We start from the raw sequence: 25,786 nt of genomic DNA, 5'->3' as shown, positions 1-25,786 counted from the left end.
TCGGCGTTGGATTAAGCACCGTCGGTGACGTACACGATTTCGGGCAAAACCAGTTCCCACGATTCGGTTCTGAGTTTGGCTTTGTTGTCCTGCTTTTTGTCCCGCACCAACACCGCCGCCACTCTGACCGCAATGATGCGGCCGGGCGGCGGCCGGAACGCCTTTGCCATGCGGCCGACCGCGATGCCGTTGGCGTCGGCCAGTTCCCAACCCTCGCTGCCGTTACCGAGTTCGCGCAAGACCAGTTCGCTGCCCCAATCCAAGCCGGCCAGCGCCCGGTGTATCGGCTGGTTGGCGGCAAAACTGCCCGGCCAGGACAACCAAACCTGCGACGGGCCGGCGACCCAGACCCGCTCCAGCGTGCGGCCGAGGCCCTCGACGCGCTGGCCCCGGCTTTTCAGGCAGAGCGGCTCGCAATCGGCGATGAAGGCATGGCGCCCGCCTTGGCGGGAACATAACGCCAGCGTTTTACGCGCGCGGGTCATCGCCACGTAAAACAAGCGCCGTTCGTCGTCGGCGGCCGAGCGCCAACCGCCGCCGTCCAAGACCAGGACGTGGTCGAACTCCAGCCCTTTGGCGCGATGGGCGGTCAGCAGTGTCAACGGCGAATTGATTTGCTGGCCGGCAGCCTGGCTGCCGGCACCGAATTCGTACAGCGCGTCCAGCACATCGGCGGCTACCAGTTGGCAGCCGGGCGTGGCGGCTTCGGTTTCGGCGATGAATTGCGCCAACAGCGCACGGTACGGATGGGCGATCTCTGCCGTCACCGCTTGGCGGTAGCGGCAGCGGAACCAGCGCGACAACGCCCCCCAGCGCAGCAACAGCCGCGGCTTGCCGCCGCGCCGCTCCCGCTTGCTCAACAAGCGGATCAAGACCCGGCCTTCGCGCGTGCTGTGCAGATCCAGCAAATACTCGTCGCGCAACGAACGCACCGGAATTCCTTGCCGGCGGCACAAGGCCTCGAGCGGTTCCAGGCTTTGCCAATGGCGGGCAATCACGGCGAACCGGCCCCAATAGCCGGACGGGTTGCCGGGTTGCAACCGGTTCAAACGCTGCAGTTCGGCCAGGACCGCCTCGGCTTCGGCGACGGCGTCGGCGGCGACCGCCAGAATATGCACCCGGCCCTGGGCCAGACTGTCCAAATCCTGCCATTCGCCGCCCGGCGCCGCCTCGCGCCGGGCGTGGTCCACCCTCAAGCTCTGCCCGGTTTTCATCCGACCGCGGGCCGGAGCGATCACCCGGCTGGCGCAGTGGATGATTTGCGCCGTGGAGCGGTAGTTTTCCAGCAGATAGAAGGTTCTGGCCTGGTAGTCGGCACTGAATTGCTTGATAAAGCCGACATCGGCGCCGCCGAAGGCATAGATATTCTGGTCGTCGTCGCCGACCGCCATCAAAAACAGCCGATCTTCCTCACTGCGGATGCTGCGGCCGGCCAACGCGCTGATCAAGTCGTAATGGTCGGCGTTGATATCCTGGTACTCGTCGACCAATAGATAGCGCAGCCCGGACAGCACGCGGTCGCGGCGCACCGACGGCCCGGCCTCGTCGCCGGCCTCCGCCTGGCGCAAGTAGGCCGCCGCCTGTTTGATCACCGCCGAAAAATCCACGCTTTCGCCGTGTTCGGCGGCCACCGCGTAGCTGGTGCCGGTCAATTGCATCGCCAGGCCGTGCAAGGTGCGGACGCTGACACCGGCGGCGTCGGCGCCTGCCAACGCCCACAGCCGTCGGCGAATCTCGACCGCGGCGGAGCGGTTATAGCTCAGCACCATGATCTCCTCCGGCAACGCCATGCATTCCCGCAACAACCAGGCCACGCGGTGCACGATGACCCGGGTCTTGCCGGCGCCGGGGCCGGCCAGGACCAGATAATTGCCCTCGGCGGGCGCGGCGACGATGCCTGTTGCTCCGGATTCTTCAGATCGGTCAGAATCCGGCGATGCGCGGCCTCGGTGGTCGCCATTTCCAACACGTCCTGGCGGCCGGCGAAATAGCGGCGGACGAAGGCTGCGCGGTCCATGCCGAAATAGTCGACGATAAACGCCATCGCGGCCTGGATTTTGCCCAGCGCCAGCTTGGCGTATTCGGCCATCACATGGACCTGGACGATTTTGTCCTGGTAATGCAAGGCCAATTCGGCGTAATCGGACTTCTTGAACTGGCGGCGCCGGGCCTCGGCGTTGAGCTGTATGCTCATCGCGGCGCGAAACACGGCTTTGCCGCGGGCCAAATGCAATACTTCATTGGTGTCGAGATAGACCAAAGTCGCCGCCAGCGCGACGCTCCAGTCGCGCACCTCCAGATCCTGCAGGGTCAGGTCGGCCTGCAACGCGGCTTCCAACTCGCCCTGTTTACATACCACCAACAAGTTGTTGCCCTGGCGCCGCTCGGCAAAATAATGCAGCAAGGCCTGAGCCAGGCGCATGCGCTTATGGCGAATGGCATCGATTTCGCGCCAGTCGCGCAGCAATTTGACGTAACGATTGTCCTGGCCGCCGGGCCGCAACGCGAAAAAACCGCGCTGGCCGACGCTGCCGCCAAAGGCTTCGGCGAAAGACTTCATCAGCCTGGTCAAGCGTTCCGGCTCCAACTCGACGCCGGACTCGCGCCGCAGCGTGTCGCACAAACGGCGCACGTTCAAAATCTGCCATTGCTCGCGGTCGGCGTCCGGTGCCGCTTCGCGCAGACAGGCCACCAACGCATCCTCCAATTTGCGCAACGCTTCCAGCCGCTCGGCGCTGTCCGGGTCGCGGTAAAAGGCGATGCCGATTTCAGTATCGTTGGACAGCAGTTTGAACCGGTCCAGATCGCGCAACATGTGCATCACCTGAAACGAATCACGCCTGGTGGCCAGCATCAGGTCGTCGGTGCTGATGCCGGCGTCGTCCTCGCAGGCAAATAATTGAGCCAGCATGGCCAGATAAGGTTCGATATCCGCCTGCGGCCCGAGTTTTTTCTCGAGCACGTCGCGGGCCTGGTCGAGACTCGACACCAGCAGGCTGCCCGGAAACACGCGGGTATGGTTTTCCCGCCGCTCCAGCAAACGCGCCTCTTCCAGCCAGGCTACGGCGATCCTGACCTTGGTGTCGGCATCGGCGGCGTCCGGGTCGATACCGTGTTTGTCCGGAATCTCCAGCAAAATTTCGCCGCTGGTGACGACGACCTCGCCTTCGCTGCGGTCTTTCCGCTCGATGCTACGCAACGCTTTCAGAATGGCGTGGATATCGTGCTGGCTCAAGCGGGAATTGCGCAACAGGCGAAATTGCACGTCCAGGTCGGCCTCGTCGTACAACAATATGCAACGCGCCGGTTGCTGGTCGCGGCCGGCGCGGCCGGCTTCCTGCAAATAATTTTCCAGCGACCCCGGCGTATCCAGATGCAGCACCAAGCGCACGTCCGCCTTATCCACGCCCATCCCGAAGGCGTTGGTAGCGGCGATTACGCGCAATTCGCCGGCGATGAAAGCTTCCTGCACCCGGCGCTTTTCTTCCGGCAACATGCCGCCGTGAAAATAGCCGCACTCCAGGCCGGCCTGCTGCAAGAATCCGGCGACATCCTCGACCGTTTTCTGCCGGGCGCAGAACACGATCGCGCCGCCGTCGTCGCGTAGGGCCTGTTCCAGCAGGCGTAACGCTTCCGGATATTTCGCCTGGGCCGGTACCGCGTGGACTTCATACCACAGGTTTTCCCGCTTGACGCCCCCGGTCAGCACTTGCAGCGAAACGCCGAGGCGGTCGGCGAAATGGCCGACGATGTCCTGCACCACGTCCGGTTTGGCGGTCGCGGTAAAGCAATGTAGCGGCGACGGATTGCCCGCTTGGCGCTGCTTGATGTAACGCGAGACGTACAAGTAGTCCGGCCGAAAATCGTGGCCCCATTTCGACAGGCAGTGCGCCTCGTCGAACACCCAAGCTCCGATTTCGCGCTGGGCCAGAGCCTTGGTGAACGCCGTACTGCGAAATTGCTCCGGCGCCACGAAAATCAAGCCCAAATCGCCGAGCCGCAATTTGTCGAGCATGATGCGCCGCTCCAGCGGATTCAACAGGCTGTTCAGATATCCGGCGCAGGTAATCCCGCGCGACTCCAGGTTGTCGACCTGGTCCTTCATCAAGGATTGCAGCGGCGAAACGATCACGGTCAGGCTGCCGTTACGGTAAAACCGCGCCAATGCCGGCAACTGGTAACACAAGGATTTGCCGCCGCCGGTGGGCAATATCGCCAGGGTCGGCGTGCCGGCGAAACCGTTTTCGACGATGGCCTGTTGCAGCGAGCGGCCGTCGGCGCTGGCCGGTTGCGGGCGGAAATGGCTGATGCCGGGAAAATAACGCGGCAATAGTTTCGATAGATCGTGCTGTTCGCTGCACCAGACGCAATCCGGATCGCCGCAGGCGATATCGCGCAGCCGCGCTATCAGCTCGCGGGTTTTCGGAAAATTGGCAACCACCCACGGCGGCAACACCGAATTGGCGCCTGCCACTCGCAGCCAAGCCAGTACGTAGGCCAGCGGCTTGTGCCATTCCGGGTCGGGCAAACAGGCGGTAACGGCTTGCATCTGCGCCCGCCGGCACACCTTGCCGTCCGTCGCCCGCCGCCATGCGGTTTGCGCTTCGGCCAAGGTCGGCCGCAACGCGGCGCGCAACGTCGCGAAGAAATTGGCAACGCCCTTGCCGTTTTCCGGCGCCAACAAAAAATGCAGGCACAAGGCCTCGTCGGGATGTTCCGCCACGCGTTGGCGCAAGGCGGCGGCCTGATCCAGAAACAGCTCATAGGCCAGTTCGGCGTCGCGGACCGGGTCGTTGCGGGTGGTGGTACAAAGCTTGTAGTCCTTGACCAGGCGATGGTAAGGGTTTTGCGGAAAGGCGACCGGCGACAACTCCAAGGTATCGACCAGCGGCAGCCGGTGCAGCGCCAATTTCGGATGCAACAGTGCCAGCGCCGGTTGGTCGAAGGCTATCACATTGTGGCCCAACACGAAGGCCGCACCGGCACAGGCTTGATCCAGTTTGTCCACCAGATCGGCCGCCTTGCCGGCAATTCTGAGCCTGAGGCCGGTATCGAGCCGGTAGGCGCCGATTTCTTTCAGTTGCAGGTGGTCGTGGCGTGCGGTTTCGATATCGATGCAAAGGCAACGGGCCCGCAATTTTTCCGGCTGTTGGTCCATTAAGCGACGTCAGGTGGGTGGTAAATCAAGCGGCTCGCGAGAACGCTCGAACCATTCAGTTTGCCAAAGCGGCCGGCACCTGAAAAGTTCCCGGCGACAAAAAGGAATAAACCACATTGCTCGAACGGCCGCGGCCTGTTAACGCCGGCGCGGACAGCCTGCCGCCCCCCAAAAACACGATGCCGTAAAAAAGCCCCGGTCAAGGGGCTTTAGCCGGCTCGGTAAACCTGCTTTAAAAAGGAATATCGTCGTCGAAATCGTCGTAAGCGGCCGGGCCTGAGGGCGCCGGGCTGCCGGCACCGGCCGGACGGCTGTCGTAAGCGCTCGGCGGCGGCGTATTGCTGTCGGCGTAGCTGGCGGTTCCGCCGCTGCGGCTGTCCAACATATGCATATTTTCGGCGACGATTTCGGTGGTGTAGCGGTCCTGGCCGTCCTGGCCCTGCCATTTCTGAGTGCGGATGCGGCCATCGACATAGACCTGGCTGCCCTTCTTAAGGTACTCGCCGGCGATTTTGGCCAAGCCGCTGAAAAACACCACCCGGTGCCATTCGGTTTCTTCCTTGCGCTCGTTGGTATTGCGGTCTTTCCAACGCCGGCTGGTCGCCAGGCGGATCGTGGTGATGGCGTCTCCGCTCGGCATGTAACGTACTTCCGGATCGGCGCCGAGGCGGCCGATCAGCATGACTTTGTTCAGCATGGTTGTCTCCGTGTGTTGTTCAGCAGCAGCCTAACGCCATTGCTGTAAAAATTGGTTGAGTTGGTCTTTGTCCAGGCGTTGGCTGTCGACCTTCAGATAAGCCGCCCGTTCTTCGAAATGCAGCCGGACTTCTTCGACACCGGCAATCGCCAGCAATTGTTTGGAAAATTCGCTACCCCGTTCGGCGGCAACGCCTTGCAACGGCAGCAGCAGATTGGCCCAATAGCGCGGCGGCGACATGAACAGCGCGATCAACGCCCAGCTGGCGGCCACCCCGGCCGAGAACAGGAACACGGCGACGGCGCCGAATTCGCCGTACAACCAACCGCCGGCCGCCCCGCCCAGAAATGCACCGAGGAACTGCCCGCTGGAGTAAATTCCCATCGCGGTGCCTTTCAAATCGCCCGGCGCGGTCTTCGAAATCAACGACGGCAAGGTCGCTTCCAGCAAATTGAAACCGCAGAAGAAAATCCACAGACAGGCGATCAGGCCGATCAGCTGGCCGTGCAATACCACGAAGCCGACATTGGCGACGACCAGGGTCGCAATTGCGCCAAGAAACACCGGCTTCATCTTGCGTTTCTTCTCGGCAATGATGACGAACGGAATGATGCCGGCCATCGAGGTCACCAACACCGGCAAGTACACCATCCAGTGGCTACCGCCCTCCAGACCGGCATCGCGCATCAGCAAGGGCACCACGACGAAGCTGGCCATCAGGATCAAATGCAAGGCAAAAATGCCGTAATTCAGGCGTAGCAGGTCGGGGTTGGTAATGACGCTGCTCAATTCCGACGGGATGTATTCGGCGTCACGGTGAGTGCTGATTTTTTCCGGATTGGGTACGACGAACAGAATCACCAGAATCGCCAGCGCGGCCAGTAACGCGATCATCCAGAAAATGCCGGCAATGCCGAACTGGTGGGCAATGATCGGCCCCAGCGTGATGGCGACCCCGAACGACACGCCGATGCTGGCGCCTATCGTCGCCATGGCTTTGGTGCGGTGTACTTCCTGAGTCAAATCGGCGAGTAGCGCCATGACCGCCGCCGAAATCGCCCCGCAGCCCTGCAAGGCCCGGCCGATCAGAACGCCGTAAATATCGGTAGCCAATGCCGCCCAAATGCTGCCGGCCACGAACAAGACCAAGCCGATCACGATCACGGTCTTGCGGCTGAAGCGGTCGGACAGCAGGCCGAACGGGATTTGCAAAATGGCTTGGGTCAAGCCGTAAATACCCATGGTCAAACCGACCAGTTTCGGCGTGGAACCGGGCATTTGCTCGGTGAACAGCGACAACACCGGCAACAGCATGAACAAACCCAGCATTCTGAGCGCATAGATACTGGCCAGCGACACGGTCGCCCGCTTCTCCATGGCCGTCATCGGACTGGTAATATCCTGAACCTGTGTCAAACCCTTAACTCCTCTTTGCCTCGGTACGATTTAAGCCGCTTATAGTACCAGTTTCTCGCCGGCTTCCTCCAGCGCGAACCGGCGAAATCGGCCGGTCGCCGGGCGCGGATTGCCGGCATACGCCGGTTGCGCGACAAGCCAAGGCACGGCCATCTTACCGGCTGCCGACGCAGGCGATATACTCTGGCTTTGTTGCGGACTCGGCCGGGTCCGTTAACCCCGAATTTCAAACTCGCATCCCGGAGGGAAGCCATGAACCGTTTCACCCTGCTTCATTTGACCGCCTTGCTGCTGAGCGGCAGCCTGCTCGGCGCCTGCTCGTTTTCGACCAGTTCGGAAAGCGCGTTCGACAGCTCGAAAGGCTTGTTCAACAGTGCCTCCAGCCCATTCACGTCCAGTTCCGATTCGTCGGGCGACGCCAAGGAAAAATACGAGGCAGACGTCGCCGATTACACGGCCGATTTCGTGGTCAGTTCCAGCGGCACGCTGGACAGCTTTCGCACCCGGTTGAGCGAACTGGCGGAAAACCACGGCATCACCGATTGGGAGAACGACCGCTACACCTACCTCGGCATCGGCCGCGGCCTGCGCAAAGCCAAGCTCGGCAAGCCGCAAATCTCGGCATTTACGGAAAGCCTGAGCCGAAACGATCCGATGAAAAAACAAGCCATCGAAGACGGCCTGAAAAAATAACCGGACACCGCCATGTCGCAGCGTGCGCGCTTGGTTTTCGGCCGCTGGCTGGTTAGCGCGCTACTGGCGGTCGCGTCCGGATCGGCCGCCGGCGCCAGTTTCGACTTTTTATACATCGAAGCCAACGAGGGCAACGCCAGCGGCGGCCACGCCGCGCTCCGCTTCGGCGACCGGGTTTACCATTTCCAGCACGTCGAGCCGGGCTTGTTACGACTGTACCGCGACGACTTCGCCGCGTTCCGCTTCGCTTATGCCGACCAGCAGAACCGCACCCTGCACGGTCACCGCATCGAAGTCGCCGACGCGTACTACCAAGCCTTGCAGGAGACTTTCGATAGCCGGCTGGCGCAACAGAATCGCGAACTCAGCGTGTTGCGCGAGTTGCAGGAAGACGCCGATCTGAGCCGCGATTTGTACGACTCGGAGCAGGTTCCGCAACTGCGTCTGCGGGCTCTGGGCTATTTTCTGGAAGAGTATCGGGCCGCACCGATTCCGGCCGCGGGCGAAGGCGGCGATAGTCCGGAACTGGCAACATTGCGCACGATGGCGCTGCAAAAGTACGGCGCGGATTTTCTGGCGCAAAAACGCCGAACCCTATGGCAGGAGTTGTCGACGCTGGCGCCGGACGATTCGGCGCAAGCAAGCGCTTCGGTCCCGCCGGCCGGCAGCCTGACTTTCGCCCAGCATTATAAAAACCGCTTGCTGAATCTGGCCGCACTCGACCTGCTGCTGGCCGGCAAGTCGCCGCGCGCCGATGCGTTATTGACCCTGAGCGGCGCGCATTACCGGCTGAGCGAAGCGCAGCAAACCGCGCTCCGCCGATACCGGGATCAGACCCGCGCCGATCTGCTCCGGCTGCTGAACAGCGAGCGGCCGGACTGGGGTTATCCGTTATTGGTGGGCATGGCCCGGCTGCACGCCCTGCAGCAGTCCTTGGCCGGCGGGTATCTGACGGTACTGGATCGGCGCGCTGCCGACGCCGACCCGTATGCGCCGGCCGTCGACCTGCCGGCCGCGCTGCAGTATTCCCGGCAATTATTGGGCGCCGCCAACGCCCAATTGGCTGCAGCGCAAGCGCTCGACGAACGCGGCTACGCCACGATCGAACACGGCGCAAATGCGGTATTCGCCTTGGAACGCGCCGAACGGGAACAGCAAGCCGCCGCCCTACCCCGCTTCAGCAATACGCCGGACAAATCCGCGCCGGCGGACTGGCCCCGGCCACCGCTGCCGGCCGCGACAGCCGAGGCTTACCGCACCGGTGCCGCAGCCCGTTTGGCCGATTACCGACAGCAATTGTTCGAGCGCTACGCTTACCATTTAGTGCAGCGCAATTGCGTGACCGAAATCTTTCGCTTGCTCAACGCGACCGCCGCCGCGCAAGCGTCGGCCACAGTCGATGCATCCGACCTGGCGACGCTATCCGAACAGGCTCTGGGCGCTTATCTGGACAGCGAATTTCCGCATCCGATTCCGTTCGCCGCCTTCGATCGGGTCGGCGAGCGCTACCGCACCGTTGCCAGCTACCAACTGCCCGCCTACCGCGACCGGCAGATTCGGGAGCGTTACCGGACCGCGCCGGATTGGTGGGTGGATCTACAGGAATCGAACAGTTTGACCTCGTCGTTATACCGCTGGCAAGGCAGCGACGCCGCCTTCGTGTTTTTCACCCAGGACGCGGTCTGGCCGCGGCCGCTGCAAGGCGGCTTCAATCTGGCGGCAGCGGCGCTGGAAACCGGATTCGGCCTGCTGAGCTGGCCGTGGGACGCAGGGCAACACGTGGCAAAAGGCATCAAAGGCTGGGCGGTGAGTCTGCCGGAGTTGATGTTTTTTAACATTCGCAAGGGCTCGTTTCCACAGTTATTGCCCGGTAACTCATCAAGAAAAAACGAACAGTCGAATTGATTTGCCGTTATAAGGCGTCGGAACAACTAGCCAGCGCGTCGGTTCCAGCCACCTTTTCGAAATGGAGACCAATTCCCACCCCCAATTCCCTCTGTTTTCCAACGAAACCTTAAAACCTCAAAGTGACCGCTGATTAAAGCAGATTTTTAAGATAAACCGAGACATAAGCCATTGATTTAATTCGAACCAAAATTCGAGAAAGCGAATTAATCAGAGACTCCCAAACTCTCTATAACACCGGATAGAAATATCCTTATTTACTGCGCGGAATTAATGTATAAATCTGCCCGGAGCCGATCACGCACAGCTCACGTTTCCAAAGGGGAATCTATGCCAGAAACCAAACGTCCCATAGAAGAAAAAACCTTCACCACCCACGATGGCCTCGCCTTGTTTTATCGCCATTGGCCTGCGCTAGAGGAGTCCAAAGGCGCTATCGTGTTGATTCACCGCGGCCATGAACACTCCGGACGTATGGCCCATCTGGCCGAAGAACTTGAGTTACCCGAGTTTGCCTTTTTTGCCTGGGATGCGCGCGGCTACGGGCGTTCTCCCGGCGTGCGCGGCTATAGTCCAAGTCTGGGTACATCGGTGCGCGATATACAAACCTTCATCGACCACATCGCCGAGACCTATCGCTTTGCCGTCGAAAATATCGCGATTGTTGCGCAGAGTGTCGGCGCCGTGGTCGCCGCAACTTGGGTACACGATTACGCGCCGAAGATCCGCTGCATGGTACTGGCATCGCCGGCGTTCGACGTGAAGCTTTATGTGCCTCTCGCCAAACCGTTTTTGAGGTTGATGCTGAAGCTGCGCGGTAATTTTTTCGTCAACAGCTACGTCAAAGCCAAGTTCTTGACCCACGATCCTGAACGAATTGCCAGCTACAACTCCGACCCGCTGATTACCCGGCCGATTTCGGCCAACATCTTACTGGAGTTGTATTCGACCTCGGAACGCATCGTCGCCGATGCCGAAGCGATTCACGCTCCCACGCAGTTGCTGGTTTCCGGCGACGATTGGGTGGTCAGGCCATTGCCGCAATACGAATTTCTGGCTCGAATCAACTCGAAAACCAAATCCTTGTATTTTCTGCCGGGATTCTTCCACGATACCTTCGGTGAAATCGACCGGGCATTGCCGATCAGCAAATGCCGTTCATTCATCAAAGATAATTTCGCTCGCGCTCGCCAAAATCCCCATCTGCTGAACGCCCACCACGACGGATACACGCAACGCGAAGCGGCGGCGTTGGCGGCGCCGTTGCCGGCCCATTCCTGGCGCGCACTCTATTGGAATCTGACTCGAGCACTGTTGAAATTATGCGGCTATGTCTCGGACGGTATCCGCCTGGGCCACCAAACCGGATTCGACTCCGGCAGCACCCTGGATTATGTCTACCGCAACCAGCCGTCCGGAACCACCCCGCTCGGCCGCATGATCGACTGGTTTTATTTAAACTCCATCGGCTGGCGCGGCATACGCCAGCGCAAGGTAAATATCGAAGAATTGCTGCAAAAAGCGCTGGCATTGTTGAGTCGGAACAATCAAGCAATACGCATCGTCGATATTGCTGCCGGCCATGGCCGATACGTATTGGAAGCATTAGCCGCAAGCGAGATACAGGCGGACTCGATCCTGCTGCGCGATTATTCCGACATCAATGTCGAGGCAGGTAACGCCCTGATCCATGAGAAAAATTTACAACACATCGCGCGTTTCGAGATCGGCGACGCCTTCGACAAAGACGGTCTGGCGGCTCTAACACCAAAGCCAACGCTGGCTATCGTTTCCGGTTTGTACGAATTGTTTTCGGATAACGCTTTGATTCGGCGTTCGCTGGCCGGTTTGGCGGAAGCCGTGCCTCCGGGCGGTTATCTGATCTATACCTGCCAACCCTGGCATCCGCAACTGGAATTCATTGCCCGCGCCCTCACCAGCCACCGCAAAGGCGCGGCATGGGTCATGCGCAGACGGACGCAAATGGAAATGGACCAATTGGTGGAAGACGCCGGTTTCACCAAATTGGAACAACGGATCGACGACTGGGGGATTTTCACGGTCGCTTTAGCGCAGCGTAATGCCTGAAAATACGGCCGAGTCGGTCGCCAGCCGCCGCCCTTGGCGGCGCGGCCTGCTCTGGCTGGGGTTTCTCGGCCCGTTTTTTTTCGCCAGTTACGGTTTAAGCAATTGGTTGGCCGTCCGGCGCGACGACGTGGGATCCATCGTCTTTAACTGGGAATACCAAATACCTTTCCTGCCTTGGTCGATTCTGCCGTATTGGTCTATTGACCTGTTCTACGGGCTGTCTTTGGTGGTGGCGCGTAACCGTCAAGAATTGGACGCGCACGCCAAACGCCTGCTATTCGCGCAATTGGTTTCCTGTATCTGTTTCATCGCCTTTCCGCTGAAATTCAGTTTCGATCGGCCGCAAACCAGCGGTATTCCCGGTTGGTTGTTCGATGTATTGTTGGGTTTCGACAAACCGTTCAACCAAGCGCCTTCATTGCACATCAGCCTGCTGGTCATTCTGTGGACATTTTATGCCCTATATTTGTCGGGCATCCGGCTTTGGTTGCTCCGCGCCATTGCGATAGTGATCGGTTTATCGGTACTGACAACCTGCCAACATCACTTTATCGACATTCCTACCGGCGCTTTGGTCGGTTGCATCGCGGTCATGCTGTTTCCGTTGACGCCTCAAACCGGGCTAACACAACGCGATCCGGCGCGATTCCGCATCGGCCTTTATTACTTGGCCGGCAGCCTGGCACTTGCCGCGACGGCTTGGACGCTGGCCGGCGCCTGGTTTTGGCTAATGTGGCCCGGATGCGCATTGGCGGCGATGGCAGGTATTTATTGGCTGGGGAACGCTGCGCTGTTCCGCAACATTGGCGGACGCATGGATGATGCGGTCAAGGTGCTGCTGGCGCCCTATTTGATTGGCGCGTGGCTGAATTCGCGCTTGTGGACTTACAGAAATCCGGCGCCGAACGAAATTACCCCGGATCTATGGCTGTCCCGCTGCCCTTCGTCCGCGGACATACGGCAATTCAACATCCAAGCGCTAGTTTCTTGCTGTCCGGAAATCGCGATCGATGCCAAAAATTTACCGATTTACTCGATAGCGGTGTTGGATTTGCTGGCACCGGAAATCCAGCAAATAGATCAAGGCGTTGCGGCAATCGACGCAGCCAGACGTCATGGCAAAACCTTACTGTTTTGCGCCTTGGGTTATTCGCGCAGCGCCACCGTTGCCGTAGCGTGGCTATTGGCCCATGGCCTGGCCGATTCGATCGATTCGGCGGTGGCCCGATTGCGCGGCGCACGTCCGGGGCTAATCGTATCGCCCAAACATATCCGGCAATTGGAGTCCTGGCAGGCATGGCGGGTGTCGGCTCGTTAAAAGCCATGGCCGAACTGCCCTACAGCATTAGGCGCAAAAAATAGTAACTGAGCGGCGCCACCAGAATCAGACTGTCGATCCGGTCCAGCAAGCCGCCGAAGCCGGGCAGCCAACTGCCGGCGTCCTTGACTCCGGCTTCGCGTTTGATCGCCGACTCAAACAAATCGCCCCACACCGAACCGACCGCAATCAGCGGCGGCAAACCGATCAACAGTAGCCAGTACAGGTGCTCCGGCAGCGCAAAGCTCATCAGCCCGGTACCGAGGTAGGCGCCAAGCAGGTTGCCGCCCACGCCTTCCCAAGTCTTGTTCGGGCTCAATGCCGTGAGTTTGTGTTTCCCGAACAGCGAACCGACCGCAAACGCCATGTTGTCGCTGAGCGCCACCGCCGCGCCGATCACCAGCAATACGCCGTCGCCGCCGGGAATATAGCGGCCGATCAACACCAGATGCGCCAGCAGCCAGGCGATGTAAGCCCAACCGAACGACGACAAGGCCAATTGGTGGATGCCGGCGCTGACCGCCTGAAACGCCAACGGCTGCGCCACGGCGACCAGCAACAACAACGGCGCCAGCAGATAAAACCCGTCCAGCGAGGCCAAGCCGACCGGCACCGCGGTAATGCCCATGACTTTCAATACCCACCGGTAATGGCTGACCAAGCCGACCATCTCGGCATATTCGCGCAAACCCTGCAAGGTCATGCCCAGCACTAGGACGCCGACCGCCAGCGGGCCGCCGAATACCGCGCCCAGATAAATCGGCGCGATGATGGCCCAGGTGCGCCATTTCAGGAACAAACCCTGGCGCAACAAGGCGCGGCCGTGCTTGCGCAACACCCACAGGATCAATAGCAGCGACAGGCCCAGCAGCAGCCCGATGCGCTCGGCGGCGGGCTCAAACAGTGGGTTTAATAACGGATTAGCAACCAGCGTGGACAAAACAACCTCCCAGAAGACCTGTGTGCGGACGGATTATTAACCCGGCTCTTAGATATCCGTTCGTCATGAGCTCGTCGAAGGACGTTCCACCCGGCCTCCGACAAACTCGACCCAACCGGATTACCGGCGCTAAAAATGGCCGGGTGAATAATCAAGCATTGGCATGCAGATAGTGCGCGGCGCGGCGCACTCGCAGCACGCAAGTTACGACGCTACCCAGCGCAATAATCGCCAAGGCCAACGTCATCAACCCGTAACCGGATGCGCCGAATTGCAGACGCCAAGCGTCCGGGGTAAATCCGAGATAGGCGCAGCAGACAATCACAATCGCCATCCGCATCGGTTTGGCCATCGGTCCGCCGAAATCGCTCGGTGCGCCGACGCTACGCGCCGCCACGCGCACATAAGCCGTGAATACGGCAGCGAAGGCCGCCGCGTAACCCAACAGCTCGTGGCCGCCGGCACTGAAGCCGGCCCCGGCCAGAATCAACAGATCGGCGACCCGGTCCGGAATTTCGTTGTACAAGGCGCCGACCGGCGAGGCCTTGCCCCACTCCACCGCCACCATGCCGTCCAGCATGTTGCATAACAAGCGGGTGCCGACCAGCAAACCCGCCGTAATCCACAGCGCGTGCTGCACGATGCCTTCGGTTCCGCGGGTGGCGGCCAACGCGACGGCAGCCAGCGCCGCGGCGGCTACCCCGGCCAGCGAAATCGCGTTGGCGGAAATATTGGCGTGCGCCAGCAGGCGCGCCAACGACTTGGACCAGCCCAACTCGCGGGCGGGAACGTGGCGGCGATCGGAATTTGCGGATTCTTGGTTCATGCCGGAATCTCCTCAGGTTAGTCGGAATCGGGTTGCTGAGCGTCGATCAACGCCGCCAAGCGCTGGCGTAACAGGTCGGTCGCTTGCTGCTTGTCCATGTTCGGGTCGACGACGATCGCGCTGCCGAACGTAACAACCACCGGGCTGCGCCGCGGCCAATGCGCCCCTTTCGGTAAAATCCGGTGGCCGCCGGAAACCGCAATCGGCAACACCGGTAGCCCCAGTTCGGCCGCCAGATAACCGATGCCGGGTTTGAACGGCAACAATTGCCCATCCGGCGAGCGGGTGCCTTCCGGGTAAATCAGCAGCGACCAGCCGTTATCCGCCAACTCGCCGCAATGCTCCAGGCTGCCGCGGATCGAGCCTTCACGGCTGAAGGCAAAGGCGTTGATCGCCAACTGCAGCAACCAGGCCAGCGGCCGCTTACTGAAAAAATAGTCCGCCGCCGCGGCAATGCACAAGCGCCGGCGAACCGGCCGCGGCAGCGCTCGCAGGACAGACAGGGTATCGACGTGGCTGGCATGGTTAGCGATGAACATGACCGGGAACTGCACCTGCTGCAACTGCTCCAGACCTTTGACTTGGAACGAACTGCTGACCGAACCCTGCAACAGCGGCAACAACAGGTTTTGCAACTGCCCCCGCACAGCCACTGCCCAGGCGGACAAAGGCCAACCCGGGAAACGTATTTTCTTGGCCGCCCGCTCGCTGCGGCCCAGCAGCGCCTTCAACTCGCCGACCTCGCGCACCGCGATTAGCTCGGCGTCGTCGCAAATGATGCCGAGCTGAGCCTCGATCAACCCGGCCAGTTCGACCCGGGTCAACGAATCGCAGCCCAAATCCAATACCAAGTCGGTACTGTCGCTGACGCTCTGCACATCGACCCGGCAAACGTTGGCCAGCAGTTGTTCCAGCGTAATCGACGCGTTGCCGGCCGCGACCACATCGGCTACGGCATCCTGGCCGGCTGCGCTATCGGCAAAGCGGGACTTGACTTTCCAACGCTGGATCTTCATCAGCGCCGTTCTGGGAAAATCGCCGCTCCAATAACGGATATCGGAAATGCGTTGGTGCGGCGCCAGCGCCGCGTTGGCGTTGCGCACCGCGTCCTGGCCACGGCGTTGCCGTTCCGCGTCGGCCATCGTTTCCGGAAAACTCAGGATCGCGGCGATGCCCTGGCGGCCGTGGCGGTCGATCAAATCGGTCACCATGCACGGCCCAATGCCGGGTTGTTTGGCCAATTCCAGTTCGATATCTTCCGGAAACACGTTCAGGCCGTTGGCCAGCACGATCATGTCCTTGCTGCGGCCCTTGATGTACAGCTCGCCGCGAGTGCCGAACGCCCCCAAATCGCCGGTGCGGTAACCTTCCGTTTCGCTGAACACCTGCCGGGTCGCTGCCGGATTTTGCCAATAGCCGCGACTGACGTTGGCGCCGCGCACCAGAATTTCGTCCTGTTCCGACAAGGTCACCGTGACCCCGGCCACCGGCCAGCCGACCGAACCCGGCATCCTCTGATCGTAGCGGTTGACCGAAATCACCGGCGCACATTCGGTGGTACCGTAACCTTGAATCACGCGCACGCCGAGCAATTCCCAGTGCCGCTCCAAATTAAGTGGCAACGGCGCACCGCCGCTGACGAAGAACACCGGCGTGCCGGCCATGGCCGGAAACAGGCGCTGCGTCAATGCCCGCCGCCAGGCGAACGGCACCTGCTCGGCGAAGCGCCACCACAGCCGCCAGCGCTGTTGGCCGCCGCTGGCGGCGATCTGCTTTTCCAGGGCGTGCCAGACCAGTTCCAGCATCTGCGGCACTGCGATGACGCCGTCGATGCGCTTGGCTTCCAGCTTGCGCATCACCACCTCGGACTGAAAGTTGCCGGCGTAATAGACCGTCGCCCCCAACGCCAGCGGCGCGAACAAACCGGCTGTCTGCTCGAACAGGTGCGACAACGGCAACAGCGACAGAAACCGTAACGGCCGCTGCGTCGGGTAAATATCCCGGATCGCGTTGACGCTGCTCAATATGTTGCGGTGGCTCAATACCACGCCCTTGGGGTTACTGGTAGTGCCGGAGGTGAAGACGATTTCGGCGATGTCGTCCGGCTGCGGCCGATATTCGAAATCGGCCAGATCCTCCGTCGCAGCAGCCAAATCGGCGACCGCGAATTGCGGCAAGGCCGAATAGTTGGGAATTTCGCCGTTGCCGAGCACGGCGCGGGCGCGGGTCGATTCGGCGACGCGGCTGACGAAATCGGCCGACAGATGCGGATCGAGCGGTACCGCGATCAAGCCGGCCTTGAAACAGGCGAAGTAGGCCGCCACCAATTGCGGATTGGGCTGGCCGCGCAGCAACAGGCAGGTGCCGGGAGCGAAGCCGTATTCGTGAACCAACCGGCCGGCGATCCGCTCCGCCGCCTGCAGCAAGCGGCGGTAGCTCCAGCAGTCGTCGCGTAAGCCGGCTCTGCCGACCAAGGCAATCCGTTCCGGAAATGCCGCCGCCGCGCGTTGCAGAAGATCGAACAGATTCGTCGGATGAGTCATGGCAAACGGCAGGCTGAAGGATTGGCCGCATCTTAGCCAGCGTTGCCGGGATATGTCCATACGATTGTTCCGGTCACGGCGTAACGGAATGCAAGCGCCACTTTCCCTATACCGCTAAAGCCTCGTATAGTATCCGGCTGTTAAAAATCCCAGGACTTTACCGCAGTGGACACCATCAGCATACGCGGCGCCCGCACCCATAATCTGAAAAACATCGACCTCGACTTGCCGCGCGACAAATTGATCGTCATCACCGGCCTGTCCGGTTCCGGCAAGTCGTCGCTGGCCTTCGATACCATTTACGCCGAGGGCCAGCGCCGTTACGTCGAGTCGTTGTCAGCCTATGCCCGCCAGTTCTTGTCGATGATGGAAAAGCCGGACGTCGACCATATCGAAGGCCTGTCGCCGGCGATTTCGATCGAGCAAAAATCCACCTCGCATAATCCGCGTTCGACAGTCGGCACCATCACCGAGATTTACGATTATCTGCGGCTGCTGTATGCCCGGGTCGGCATTCCGCGCTGCCCGGAGCATGGCGTGTCGTTGCAGGCGCAGACCGTCAGCCAGATGGTCGATCAAGTGCTGGCGCAGCCGGAAGGCGAGCGCTGGATGCTGCTGGCGCCGGTAATTAACGATCGCAAGGGCGAGCACGTATTGTTGCTGGAAGACTTGAAGGCGCAAGGCTTTTTACGCGCCCGCATCGACGGCGAAGTCTACGAACTGGACGAGCCCCCTGCCCTTGATTTAAAGAAAAAGCACACCATCGAAGTCATCGTCGACCGCTTCAAAATCAGGGACGACATTCAATTGCGTTTGGCCGAATCGTTCGAGACCGCACTGCGGCTGTCGGAAGGCCTGGCAATCGCCGCCTCGATGGAAAACGATCAGCAATTGCTGTTCTCCGAGCGTTACGCCTGCCCGCATTGCGGCTATAGCCTCAGCGAGCTGGAGCCGCGCATCTTCTCGTTCAACAACCCGAAAGGCGCTTGCCCCAGTTGCGACGGCTTGGGCGTGCGCCAGCATTTCGATCCGCAATTGGTGGTGCACAACCCGGACATCAGTCTGGCCGGCGGCGCGGTGCGCGGCTGGGATCGGCGCAACGCCTATTACTACCAGATCATTTGCGCGCTGGCCGCCCATTACAACTTCGACCCGGAAGCGCCGTTCGCCAAGATTCCGCGCGACGTGCAAGCCATCATTCTTTACGGCAGCGGCAACCAAAACATCGAGTTTCAGTTCCAGATGGGTAACGCCAAGCCCAAAGTGTCGCGCCATCCGTTCGAAGGCATCATTCCCAACATGGAGCGCCGCTACCGGGAGAGCGACTCGCAAATGGTCCGCGACGAGCTGGCGAAATATCTGGCGCAACAGACCTGCTCGGTCTGCGACGGAGCCCGGTTGAACATCGGCGCCCGCAATGTGTTCGTCGAGGACCAGCCCTTGCACCATTTGACCCGGCTGCCGATCCGCGACGCCTTGCATTTTTTCCAGGCCTTGACCATCGCCGGCCACCGCGGTGAGATCGCCGCCAAAATTAATAAAGAGATTCAGGAGCGGCTGGAGTTTTTAGTCAACGTCGGCCTGGATTACCTGACGCTGGACCGCAGCGCCGACACCTTGTCCGGCGGCGAAGCCCAGCGCATCCGCCTCGCCTCGCAGATCGGCGCCGGCCTGGTCGGCGTGATGTACGTGCTGGACGAGCCGTCCATCGGTTTACACCAGCGCGATAATGAGCGCTTGCTGAACACGCTGTTCAGACTGCGCGACCTCGGCAATACCGTGATCGTGGTCGAACACGACGAAGACGCGATTCGCGCCGCCGACCACATCGTCGACATTGGCCCCGGCGCCGGCGTCCATGGCGGCCAGATCGTTGCGCAGGGTACGCCAGAACAAATCCTGGCCGACGCCAACTCGCTGACCGGCCAATACCTGTCCGGCGCGGAAACCATTGCGGTACCGAACAAAACCACGCCCAACGATCCGGCCCGGCAATTGACCATCAAAGGCGCCAGCGGCAATAACCTGAAAAACGTCACGGCCAGTTTTCCGGTGGGGCTTTTGACGTGCGTGACCGGCGTGTCCGGTTCCGGCAAATCGACCTTGATCAACGATACGCTTTATAGCCATGCCGCTCGCGTCATCAACGGCGCCAGTTGCATACCGGCGCCGTGCGCGGCCATCGAAGGCCTGGAGCAGTTCGACAAGGTGGTGGACATCGACCAAAGCCCGATCGGCCGCACGCCAAGATCGAACCCGGCCACCTACACCGGCATTTTTACGCCGATCCGCGAATTGTTTTCGGCGGTGCCGGGAGCCCGCTCGCGCGGCTACAACCCCGGCCGCTTCAGCTTCAACGTCAAGGGCGGCCGCTGCGAAGCCTGCGCCGGCGACGGCGTGATCAAGGTGGAAATGCACTTTCTGCCCGACATCTTCGTACCCTGCGACATCTGCCACGGCAAACGCTACAACCGGGAAACGCTGGAAATCCGCTACAAAGGCAAGACCATCCACGAAGTACTGGAAATGACGGTCGAAGACGCCGCGGCGTTTTTCTCGGCCATCCCCAGCCTGGCGCGCAAACTGCAAACCCTGATCGACGTGGGCCTGAGCTACATCACGCTGGGCCAGAACGCCGTGACCCTGTCCGGCGGCGAAGCGCAGCGGGTCAAACTGGCGAAAGAACTATCGAAACGCGACACCGGCACCACGCTGTACATCCTCGACGAACCGACCACAGGCCTGCACTTCCACGACATCAAACAATTGCTGAGCGTACTGCACACGCTGCGCGACCACGGCAACACCCTGATCGTGATCGAACACAACCTGGACGTGATCAAGACCGCCGACTGGATCGTCGACATGGGCCCGGAAGGCGGCAGCGGCGGCGGCACCCTGGTCGCGGAAGGCACGCCCAAACAAATCGCCAAGCATAAGACTTCGCATACCGGGGCTTATTTGAAGCGGTTTTTTGCGTGATTGAAAAAACACGCAGAGTACAATCGGCAAAAACCCAGACTCATCGAGGGCAACATCATGCAAGCCGAAAAAGTCTACTTGCGTACCGACCAACAGGGTCGGCTGTTAAACGTCCCGGCTTTGCCGCCGAATGTCCAATTTGAAGCTATTTTTTTGGTTCTGGACCAATTGCCTCAAACCAAACGGCGTAGACCCTCTCCGTTAATTGCCGGCAAAGGTGCGTTGATCGGGGATCATCATGGCTCCCGCAGTCGAGAAAAGCGACTGGGATGCCCTTGAATGATTCTGCTGGATACGCATATTTGGCTGCGTTGGTTGGTAAACGGCAACCCCTTGCGGCAACACATTATCGATACGATTGAAACCGGCGATGCCATTGCGGTTTCCGCGATCTCCGTATGAGAAGCGGGATTGCTACTCCAGCGCAAGCGCGCAATGAAATCAAACACAGGAATATGGAATGACTGAAGACTTCTTGGATTCGCACCAGCGACATTGGGATGATGCCGAACGGCTGTATGTGGCAAATCGTTGGGCCAATGCGGATCATCTCTATGGGCTAGCCGCCGAATGCGGTTTGAAAGGTTTAATCGAAAAACTCGAAGGCAGGTCTTTAACGAGTGATGAAAGAGTCCACGTCATGGAAGGGAGAAAACCTAGCAATGCTTGGGACAAATTCGAATCGTGTAGACATGGGAAAACTCATGGCTGCAAATTTGTCATGCCAGCATCAAATCCATTTACCAATTGGGATGTTTCGCAGCGCTACTACAATCAAAGCCAGTTCGATCAAGCGCGGGTCGATCCTCACCGCGAGGGAGCGAAAATGGTGTCGAGATTTATCGCCATTGCCGATCAGGAAGGGCTTCTATGATAACGTTCGATAAGGTATTACCAATCGTTAGCGAGATACTGGCTAAATACCAAGGCGCTGCTTTAGATAATTTAGGCCAAATCTTATTGAATCGGGATTTGAATGGGCGCATCCGGCTGATCGTATCCGACCGTTTATCCGATAATCCAACCGCTCTTGAAACGCTCCAAGCTATCTCAACCGAATTACAAGCCCAACTGGGCCGACGAACGTACTCGACTGATCGGGCGATATTGTTTGAACAGGACCTCAATAAAATCATAGCCGAAACACCGAGTTTTCCAGTGGAAGGTTTCGAACACATTTCCGTGGTTGATCGACTAGCAACGGAAAGCAATTGGGCCTCGATTAACCCGGAATCTTCCGGCGTACCCCGCGTGGTTTTCTTTTCCATCAAGGGGGGCGTTGGACGTTCTTCCGCGTTGGCTACGGCAGCATGGTCGCTTGCTCAATCCGGAAAGCGCGTACTGGTTTTAGATTTAGACCTTGAATCTCCTGGTCTATCGACTTCATTGCTACCCGCAGACAAACAGCCGGCGTATGGTATCGCCGACTGGCTAGTCGAGGACTTGGTCGACAACGCCGACTCCATCATCGACTCCATGTTTGCTACGAGTAATTTTTCTCACGACGGAGAAATTTATGTCGTTCCAGCACATGGAGCTGATCCTGGCGAATATGTTTCCAAACTTGGCCGAGCCTGGATGCCAAAAGTGGGCGTCGATAGCTCCCGCGAGAGTTGGTCGCAACGACTACAGCGGCTGATTACGGCCTTGGAGGAGCGAATCAGACCCAACGTACTATTGATTGATTCGCGCGCTGGCATCGACGAAGTGGCCTCGAGTTGCGTAACCGACTTGGGCGCGAACCTGGTGCTCTTGTTCGCGATTGACGGCACACAAACGTGGTCGGGCTACCGCATTTTATTTGATCATTGGCGCCGAGCCAAAGTGGTCAACGCGATTCGCGAACGCTTGCAGATCGTTTCGGCTTTAACGCCGGAAACCGATCAGCTGGATTATCTCGAACACCTTCGCGACAGTGCCTACGATCTTTTTCTGGAAACGCAATATGAAGAAATTCCGCCGGGTAAACTCGCCGATCAACGCTGGAGTTTCGAATCGTCAGACATCTCGGCACCACATTACCCATGGGCGGTAAAATGGCATCGTAGTTTTTCGGGCATTTACTCCCTGCACGGCCGTCTGGCCGAAATCGATACCGATACGGTGCGCGCCTTGTTTGGCCCGTTGATCGACGGTATCGAACAAACCCTAAACCTGGAAGACACCAATGCATCATGACTTGGCCGCATTGCGCGACGCAATCATTCACTCGCCACTGGAAACCAGTAATTTTGGCGAAGAACCAGCCCCCGGAACTTTATACGTTCCCTCCTCGCATGTGAAGGCACTCCGACTGGATGCCAATGTCGTCGTTGGCGGCAGAGGCGTCGGAAAATCGTTCTGGACATCGGCATTGCGTTCTACAAATTTACGTTCCATTTTCGACGCACACGTGCCAGAGCTGACTAACCTCGAAATTACAGTCGGCTTTTCCAATCGGGAAGAGATTGCTCTCTACCCCAATGAGGATGGTTTCGCGGCAATGCTGGATTTGGGTTTTGACCCTTACGATGTTTGGCGCGCGGTAATAATGCGTTGGATTGCGCATCGCACCAAGCAGGCGATACCCAGCGACTCGTGGCAAACCACGGTTTCTTGGCTTAAACAGCGCCCCGAAGACGCCGCAAAAATGATGCAAGCGCCGCGCGACTGGCGCGGATTGATCATTTTCGACGCGCTCGATCGAACCAGTAACGATTGGAGGCGCATGGACGAAATCGTTCGAGGTCTATTAAAAGCCGTGTTGTGGCTAAAATCCTTTCCCGGCTTATTCGCCAAGGTTTTTCTTCGGGAAGATCAAGCTGAACGCACGGTATTCAATTTTCCCGATGCGTCGAAGTTATTGGCGACCAAAGCGGAACTCTCCTGGCAACGGCACGACCTTCACGGCTTGCTATGGCAACGCTTGATAAACGCGCCAGACGATGACGGACAACTTTTGCGCAACGTATGCGAGTCGGTATCAGGCGCTCCGCTGGCTAAACAATTGCAACACTGGCAGTTATCGGAAAACATGAAGCGCGAGGGAGATGTCCAACGAGGCGCATTCGAACTATTGGCAGGCCCGTGGATGGGCAAAGATAAACGTCGCGGTGTACCTTACACCTGGTCGGTGAGCCACTTGGCCGACGGTCGCGGCCTGACCTCGCCACGCTCATTTCTCGCCGCCATACGCCAAGCCGCCGAGGATTCTCGTGAACGTTATCCATCGCACGAGTTTACCCTTCATTACGAAAGCATCAAACGCGGGATCCAGAAAGCTTCGCAAATACGGGTAGCGGAAGTCGCGGAGGATTATCCTTGGGTACAAGACGTGCTTTCGGCTCTCGAAGGCTTGAATGTCCCCGCCGATTACGACACGATTCGCCAACGTTGGGAAGATCGTTATCCCATCGGCCCTCAAGGAATTGGTAGCAGTCGTCTACCTGCTCAACATGCGGATCGAGGCTGGGAAGGCATTCGAGACGACCTTGCACGGCTCGGCTTAATCAAAATCAAAACAGATGGCCGTATCGATATGCCAGACATCTACCGCGTTGGTTTTGGTCTGGGCAGAAAAGGCGGTGTAAAACCGGGCAATTAAAAACAGGCAAAACTCCTTGGATAAACGACAAAGCCGGAAGCGTTCGCAAAGTCGCACATTTCGATCTTTGTCTTGTTACAAAAGCAGCCCTAACCATGAGCGATCCAAACCCACCCTTAGCTCCGACACCCAAACCATGCTGGACTGCCTCCAACTCGCCGTAAATAAAACCTTCGAACGTAAGCGCCGTCTCGGTCAATACGTGGTTCAATGGGATGGCAAGGCACCATTTGCCATAGGCGACGATGCGCCGGAGGAACTGAAGCCAGTGCTTTCCGACTCTGCTTCATCGGGCGTCGCCGAGGTCCCGCCGTCATAAGTCAGTATCCATCGGCTTCCCCCATTGGTTTACTCAGCCCGCCTGCAACCGCCTTTTCTCACTCTCCGCCATCATCGCCGATAAATCCTCTACCGGGCGGATTTCCCAGGGGCCCATTTTGATGCCGGGATGGTTGGAGATCAGTTGGATGGCGTGGTTCATGTCCGTCGCTTCCAGTATCAGCAGGCCGCCGAGCAGTTCCTTGGTTTCGGCGTAAGGTCCGTCGGTGCAATGCACGGTGCCGTTACGATGGCGTAGCGTGACGGCGGTATCAGGGCCTTGCAGGCCTTCGCCGCCGATCCAGTTGCCGTTTCGTTTCAGGACGGCATCGTAGGCAAAGCAGGCGTCGATCATGGCCTGTTGTTCGGTTTCGGTTTTGTTCGCCCAGTTTTCCAGGTCCAGATAGCCGAAGCAGAGGTATTTCATGGTGTTCTCCTTTAAACGCGGTTGAGACTATGGTGCTTTCCGAACCTTGTCGTTTGGGAAATTGCGGAATCGACATGCGCTGGAAAATTTTCCGCTGCGGCCCGGCGGGCCGCTCCGCCCGCTGGTTTCCGCGTCGTGCCGAACCGAGTCATAATTCTAAAAAGAGCAATTGCTGAGAGCAACGTCGAAGCATGAACCGCTGACAATACACTCACCCAACGGGTGAATGAAAAATCCCGCCCTTCGACAAACTCAGGACGAACGGGATTTTTCATCGCCCAATTACTCTTTTTAGGATAATGGGCCATGACCATAGCACCCGCGCGCCCTACCCGCCTCGGTATCATCTCCGACACCCACGGCCTGCTGCGCCCGGAAGCGCTGGCGGCGCTTCGCGGTTACGAGCGGATTTTGCATGCCGGCGACATCGGCAAGCCGGAGGTGTTGCAAGCGCTGAGCCAGTTGGCGCCAGTGACGGCGGTGCGCGGCAATAACGATAAAGGCGCATGGGCCGAGGAATTACCTGAATGCGCCCGTTTGACGCTGGCGCAAACCGGCATTTACCTGATCCACGATCTGGCCGATCTGGACATCGATCCGGCGGCAGCCGGAATTCGGGTCGTGATTTCCGGCCATTCCCACCGGCCGGCGATTACGGAACGGGATGGCGTGTTGTTTTTAAACCCCGGCAGCGCCGGTCCGCGCCGATTTAAGCTGCCGGTGACCGTCGCCGAACTGGTCATATCCGACCGAGTGCAGGCTAGAATCATCCCGCTACAGGTTTGAGAGGCTTTGTTTTAACGACTGGCGGGTAAGATCGCCGCGGCCGCAACTTAAACACGTAAGCGCAAACTGCGCCTACTCAACCCGCTTAACCACGACAAAACCAACG

Annotated in this window: 18 protein-coding genes; 10 read left to right on the top strand and 8 right to left on the bottom strand. The window is 59.3% G+C overall.

The window, feature by feature from the left end:
* Window positions 1-11: 11 nt before the first annotated feature.
* From NP603_RS12305 to NP603_RS12290, 4 genes are all read right to left on the bottom strand, one after another.
* The gene (locus NP603_RS12305; protein ID WP_256611231.1) at window positions 12-1,826 is read right to left on the bottom strand and encodes a UvrD-helicase domain-containing protein; all 1,815 of its coding nucleotides are present in this window, start codon (window positions 1,824-1,826) and stop codon (window positions 12-14) included.
* A complete protein-coding gene (locus NP603_RS12300; RefSeq protein WP_256611179.1) occupies window positions 1,760-5,158 on the bottom strand; it encodes a RecQ family ATP-dependent DNA helicase in 3,399 nt (1,132 codons plus the stop codon). The genes NP603_RS12305 and NP603_RS12300 overlap by 67 nt, the downstream gene beginning before the upstream one ends.
* 232 nt (window positions 5,159-5,390) lie before the next feature.
* Window positions 5,391-5,855: a single-stranded DNA-binding protein gene (locus tag NP603_RS12295; RefSeq protein ID WP_256611178.1), complete on the bottom strand. Its 465-nt coding sequence runs from the start codon at window positions 5,853-5,855 to the stop codon at window positions 5,391-5,393.
* A 30-nt stretch (window positions 5,856-5,885) separates the two neighbouring features.
* Window positions 5,886-7,271, bottom strand: a complete 1,386-nt coding sequence (locus NP603_RS12290) for an MFS transporter (RefSeq protein ID WP_256611177.1) — start codon at window positions 7,269-7,271, stop codon at window positions 5,886-5,888.
* 252 nt (window positions 7,272-7,523) lie between these two features.
* Here NP603_RS12290 and NP603_RS12285 point away from each other — a divergent pair, with 252 nt between their 5' ends.
* The 4 genes from NP603_RS12285 to NP603_RS12270 all read left to right on the top strand — a co-directional run bounded on the left by NP603_RS12285 (window position 7,524) and on the right by NP603_RS12270 (window position 13,275).
* Entirely contained in the window at window positions 7,524-7,964 is a 441-nt protein-coding gene (locus NP603_RS12285) for a putative lipoprotein (RefSeq protein WP_256611176.1), read from the top strand.
* Between the two features lie 12 nt (window positions 7,965-7,976).
* A complete protein-coding gene (locus tag NP603_RS12280) occupies window positions 7,977-9,869 on the top strand; it encodes a hypothetical protein (RefSeq protein WP_256611175.1) in 1,893 nt (630 codons plus the stop codon).
* A gap of 330 nt (window positions 9,870-10,199) precedes the next feature.
* Entirely contained in the window at window positions 10,200-11,957 is a 1,758-nt protein-coding gene (locus tag NP603_RS12275; protein WP_256611174.1) for a bifunctional alpha/beta hydrolase/class I SAM-dependent methyltransferase, read from the top strand.
* Window positions 11,950-13,275, top strand: a complete 1,326-nt coding sequence (locus NP603_RS12270; RefSeq protein WP_256611173.1) for a phosphatase PAP2/dual specificity phosphatase family protein — start codon at window positions 11,950-11,952, stop codon at window positions 13,273-13,275. The genes NP603_RS12275 and NP603_RS12270 overlap by 8 nt, the downstream gene beginning before the upstream one ends.
* 19 nt (window positions 13,276-13,294) lie before the next feature.
* Here the strand turns inward: NP603_RS12270 and NP603_RS12265 are convergent, their stop codons facing one another.
* The 3 genes from NP603_RS12265 to NP603_RS12255 all read right to left on the bottom strand — a co-directional run bounded on the left by NP603_RS12265 (window position 13,295) and on the right by NP603_RS12255 (window position 17,644).
* Window positions 13,295-14,215: a phosphatidate cytidylyltransferase gene (locus NP603_RS12265; protein WP_256611172.1), complete on the bottom strand. Its 921-nt coding sequence runs from the start codon at window positions 14,213-14,215 to the stop codon at window positions 13,295-13,297.
* 151 nt (window positions 14,216-14,366) lie between these two features.
* Window positions 14,367-15,041, bottom strand: coding sequence for a CDP-alcohol phosphatidyltransferase family protein (locus tag NP603_RS12260; protein WP_256611171.1), 675 nt, complete (start codon window positions 15,039-15,041; stop codon window positions 14,367-14,369).
* Between the two features lie 17 nt (window positions 15,042-15,058).
* A complete protein-coding gene (locus NP603_RS12255) occupies window positions 15,059-17,644 on the bottom strand; it encodes an AMP-binding protein (protein ID WP_256611170.1) in 2,586 nt (861 codons plus the stop codon).
* A 105-nt stretch (window positions 17,645-17,749) separates the two neighbouring features.
* Here NP603_RS12255 and uvrA point away from each other — a divergent pair, with 105 nt between their 5' ends.
* The 5 genes from uvrA (at window position 17,750) to NP603_RS12230 (ending at window position 24,468) form a co-directional block, all read left to right on the top strand.
* Entirely contained in the window at window positions 17,750-20,566 is a 2,817-nt protein-coding gene (uvrA, locus tag NP603_RS12250; RefSeq protein WP_256611169.1) for an excinuclease ABC subunit UvrA, read from the top strand.
* Window positions 20,567-21,026: 460 nt separating this feature from the next.
* Window positions 21,027-21,440 carry a hypothetical protein gene (locus NP603_RS12245; RefSeq protein WP_256611168.1) on the top strand — a complete coding sequence of 138 codons (414 nt, stop codon included), beginning with the start codon at window positions 21,027-21,029 and terminating at the stop codon, window positions 21,438-21,440.
* Window positions 21,437-22,744, top strand: coding sequence for a KGGVGR-motif variant AAA ATPase (locus tag NP603_RS12240; RefSeq protein ID WP_256611167.1), 1,308 nt, complete (start codon window positions 21,437-21,439; stop codon window positions 22,742-22,744). The genes NP603_RS12245 and NP603_RS12240 overlap by 4 nt, the downstream gene beginning before the upstream one ends.
* Entirely contained in the window at window positions 22,734-24,149 is a 1,416-nt protein-coding gene (locus NP603_RS12235; protein WP_256611166.1) for a hypothetical protein, read from the top strand. Before NP603_RS12240 ends, NP603_RS12235 begins: the two co-directional genes overlap by 11 nt.
* A 136-nt stretch (window positions 24,150-24,285) precedes the next feature.
* On the top strand, window positions 24,286-24,468 hold the full coding sequence (locus tag NP603_RS12230; protein ID WP_256611165.1) for a hypothetical protein: 183 nt from the start codon (window positions 24,286-24,288) through the stop codon (window positions 24,466-24,468).
* A gap of 33 nt (window positions 24,469-24,501) precedes the next feature.
* Here NP603_RS12230 and NP603_RS12225 read toward each other — a convergent pair whose 3' ends face one another.
* Window positions 24,502-24,894: a YciI family protein gene (locus NP603_RS12225; protein WP_256611164.1), complete on the bottom strand. Its 393-nt coding sequence runs from the start codon at window positions 24,892-24,894 to the stop codon at window positions 24,502-24,504.
* A gap of 306 nt (window positions 24,895-25,200) precedes the next feature.
* Between NP603_RS12225 and NP603_RS12220 the strand changes: the two genes are divergently transcribed.
* Window positions 25,201-25,680, top strand: a complete 480-nt coding sequence (locus tag NP603_RS12220; protein ID WP_256611163.1) for a metallophosphoesterase family protein — start codon at window positions 25,201-25,203, stop codon at window positions 25,678-25,680.
* Window positions 25,681-25,786: the final 106 nt, after the last annotated feature.

The organism is Methylomonas aurea, assembly GCF_024505045.1.
Taxonomy (GTDB): Bacteria; Pseudomonadota; Gammaproteobacteria; order Methylococcales; family Methylomonadaceae; genus Methylomonas; species Methylomonas aurea.
Note: the sequence above shows the minus strand (reverse complement) of the source record. Positions and strands in the feature narration are given on the sequence as shown.

Coding starts and splice junctions, on each gene's coding strand:
- NP603_RS12300 (WP_256611179.1), bottom strand. CDS start 5,158: ATGGACCAACAGCCGGAAAAATTGCGGGCCCGTTGCCTTTGCATCGAT.
- NP603_RS12295 (WP_256611178.1), bottom strand. CDS start 5,855: ATGCTGAACAAAGTCATGCTGATCGGCCGCCTCGGCGCCGATCCGGAA.
- NP603_RS12285 (WP_256611176.1), top strand. CDS start 7,524: ATGAACCGTTTCACCCTGCTTCATTTGACCGCCTTGCTGCTGAGCGGC.
- NP603_RS12280 (WP_256611175.1), top strand. CDS start 7,977: ATGTCGCAGCGTGCGCGCTTGGTTTTCGGCCGCTGGCTGGTTAGCGCG.
- NP603_RS12275 (WP_256611174.1), top strand. CDS start 10,200: ATGCCAGAAACCAAACGTCCCATAGAAGAAAAAACCTTCACCACCCAC.
- NP603_RS12270 (WP_256611173.1), top strand. CDS start 11,950: ATGCCTGAAAATACGGCCGAGTCGGTCGCCAGCCGCCGCCCTTGGCGG.
- NP603_RS12260 (WP_256611171.1), bottom strand. CDS start 15,041: ATGAACCAAGAATCCGCAAATTCCGATCGCCGCCACGTTCCCGCCCGC.
- NP603_RS12255 (WP_256611170.1), bottom strand. CDS start 17,644: ATGGACATATCCCGGCAACGCTGGCTAAGATGCGGCCAATCCTTCAGC.
- NP603_RS12245 (WP_256611168.1), top strand. CDS start 21,027: ATGACTGAAGACTTCTTGGATTCGCACCAGCGACATTGGGATGATGCC.
- NP603_RS12240 (WP_256611167.1), top strand. CDS start 21,437: ATGATAACGTTCGATAAGGTATTACCAATCGTTAGCGAGATACTGGCT.
- NP603_RS12235 (WP_256611166.1), top strand. CDS start 22,734: ATGCATCATGACTTGGCCGCATTGCGCGACGCAATCATTCACTCGCCA.
- NP603_RS12230 (WP_256611165.1), top strand. CDS start 24,286: ATGCTGGACTGCCTCCAACTCGCCGTAAATAAAACCTTCGAACGTAAG.
- NP603_RS12225 (WP_256611164.1), bottom strand. CDS start 24,894: ATGAAATACCTCTGCTTCGGCTATCTGGACCTGGAAAACTGGGCGAAC.
- NP603_RS12220 (WP_256611163.1), top strand. CDS start 25,201: ATGACCATAGCACCCGCGCGCCCTACCCGCCTCGGTATCATCTCCGAC.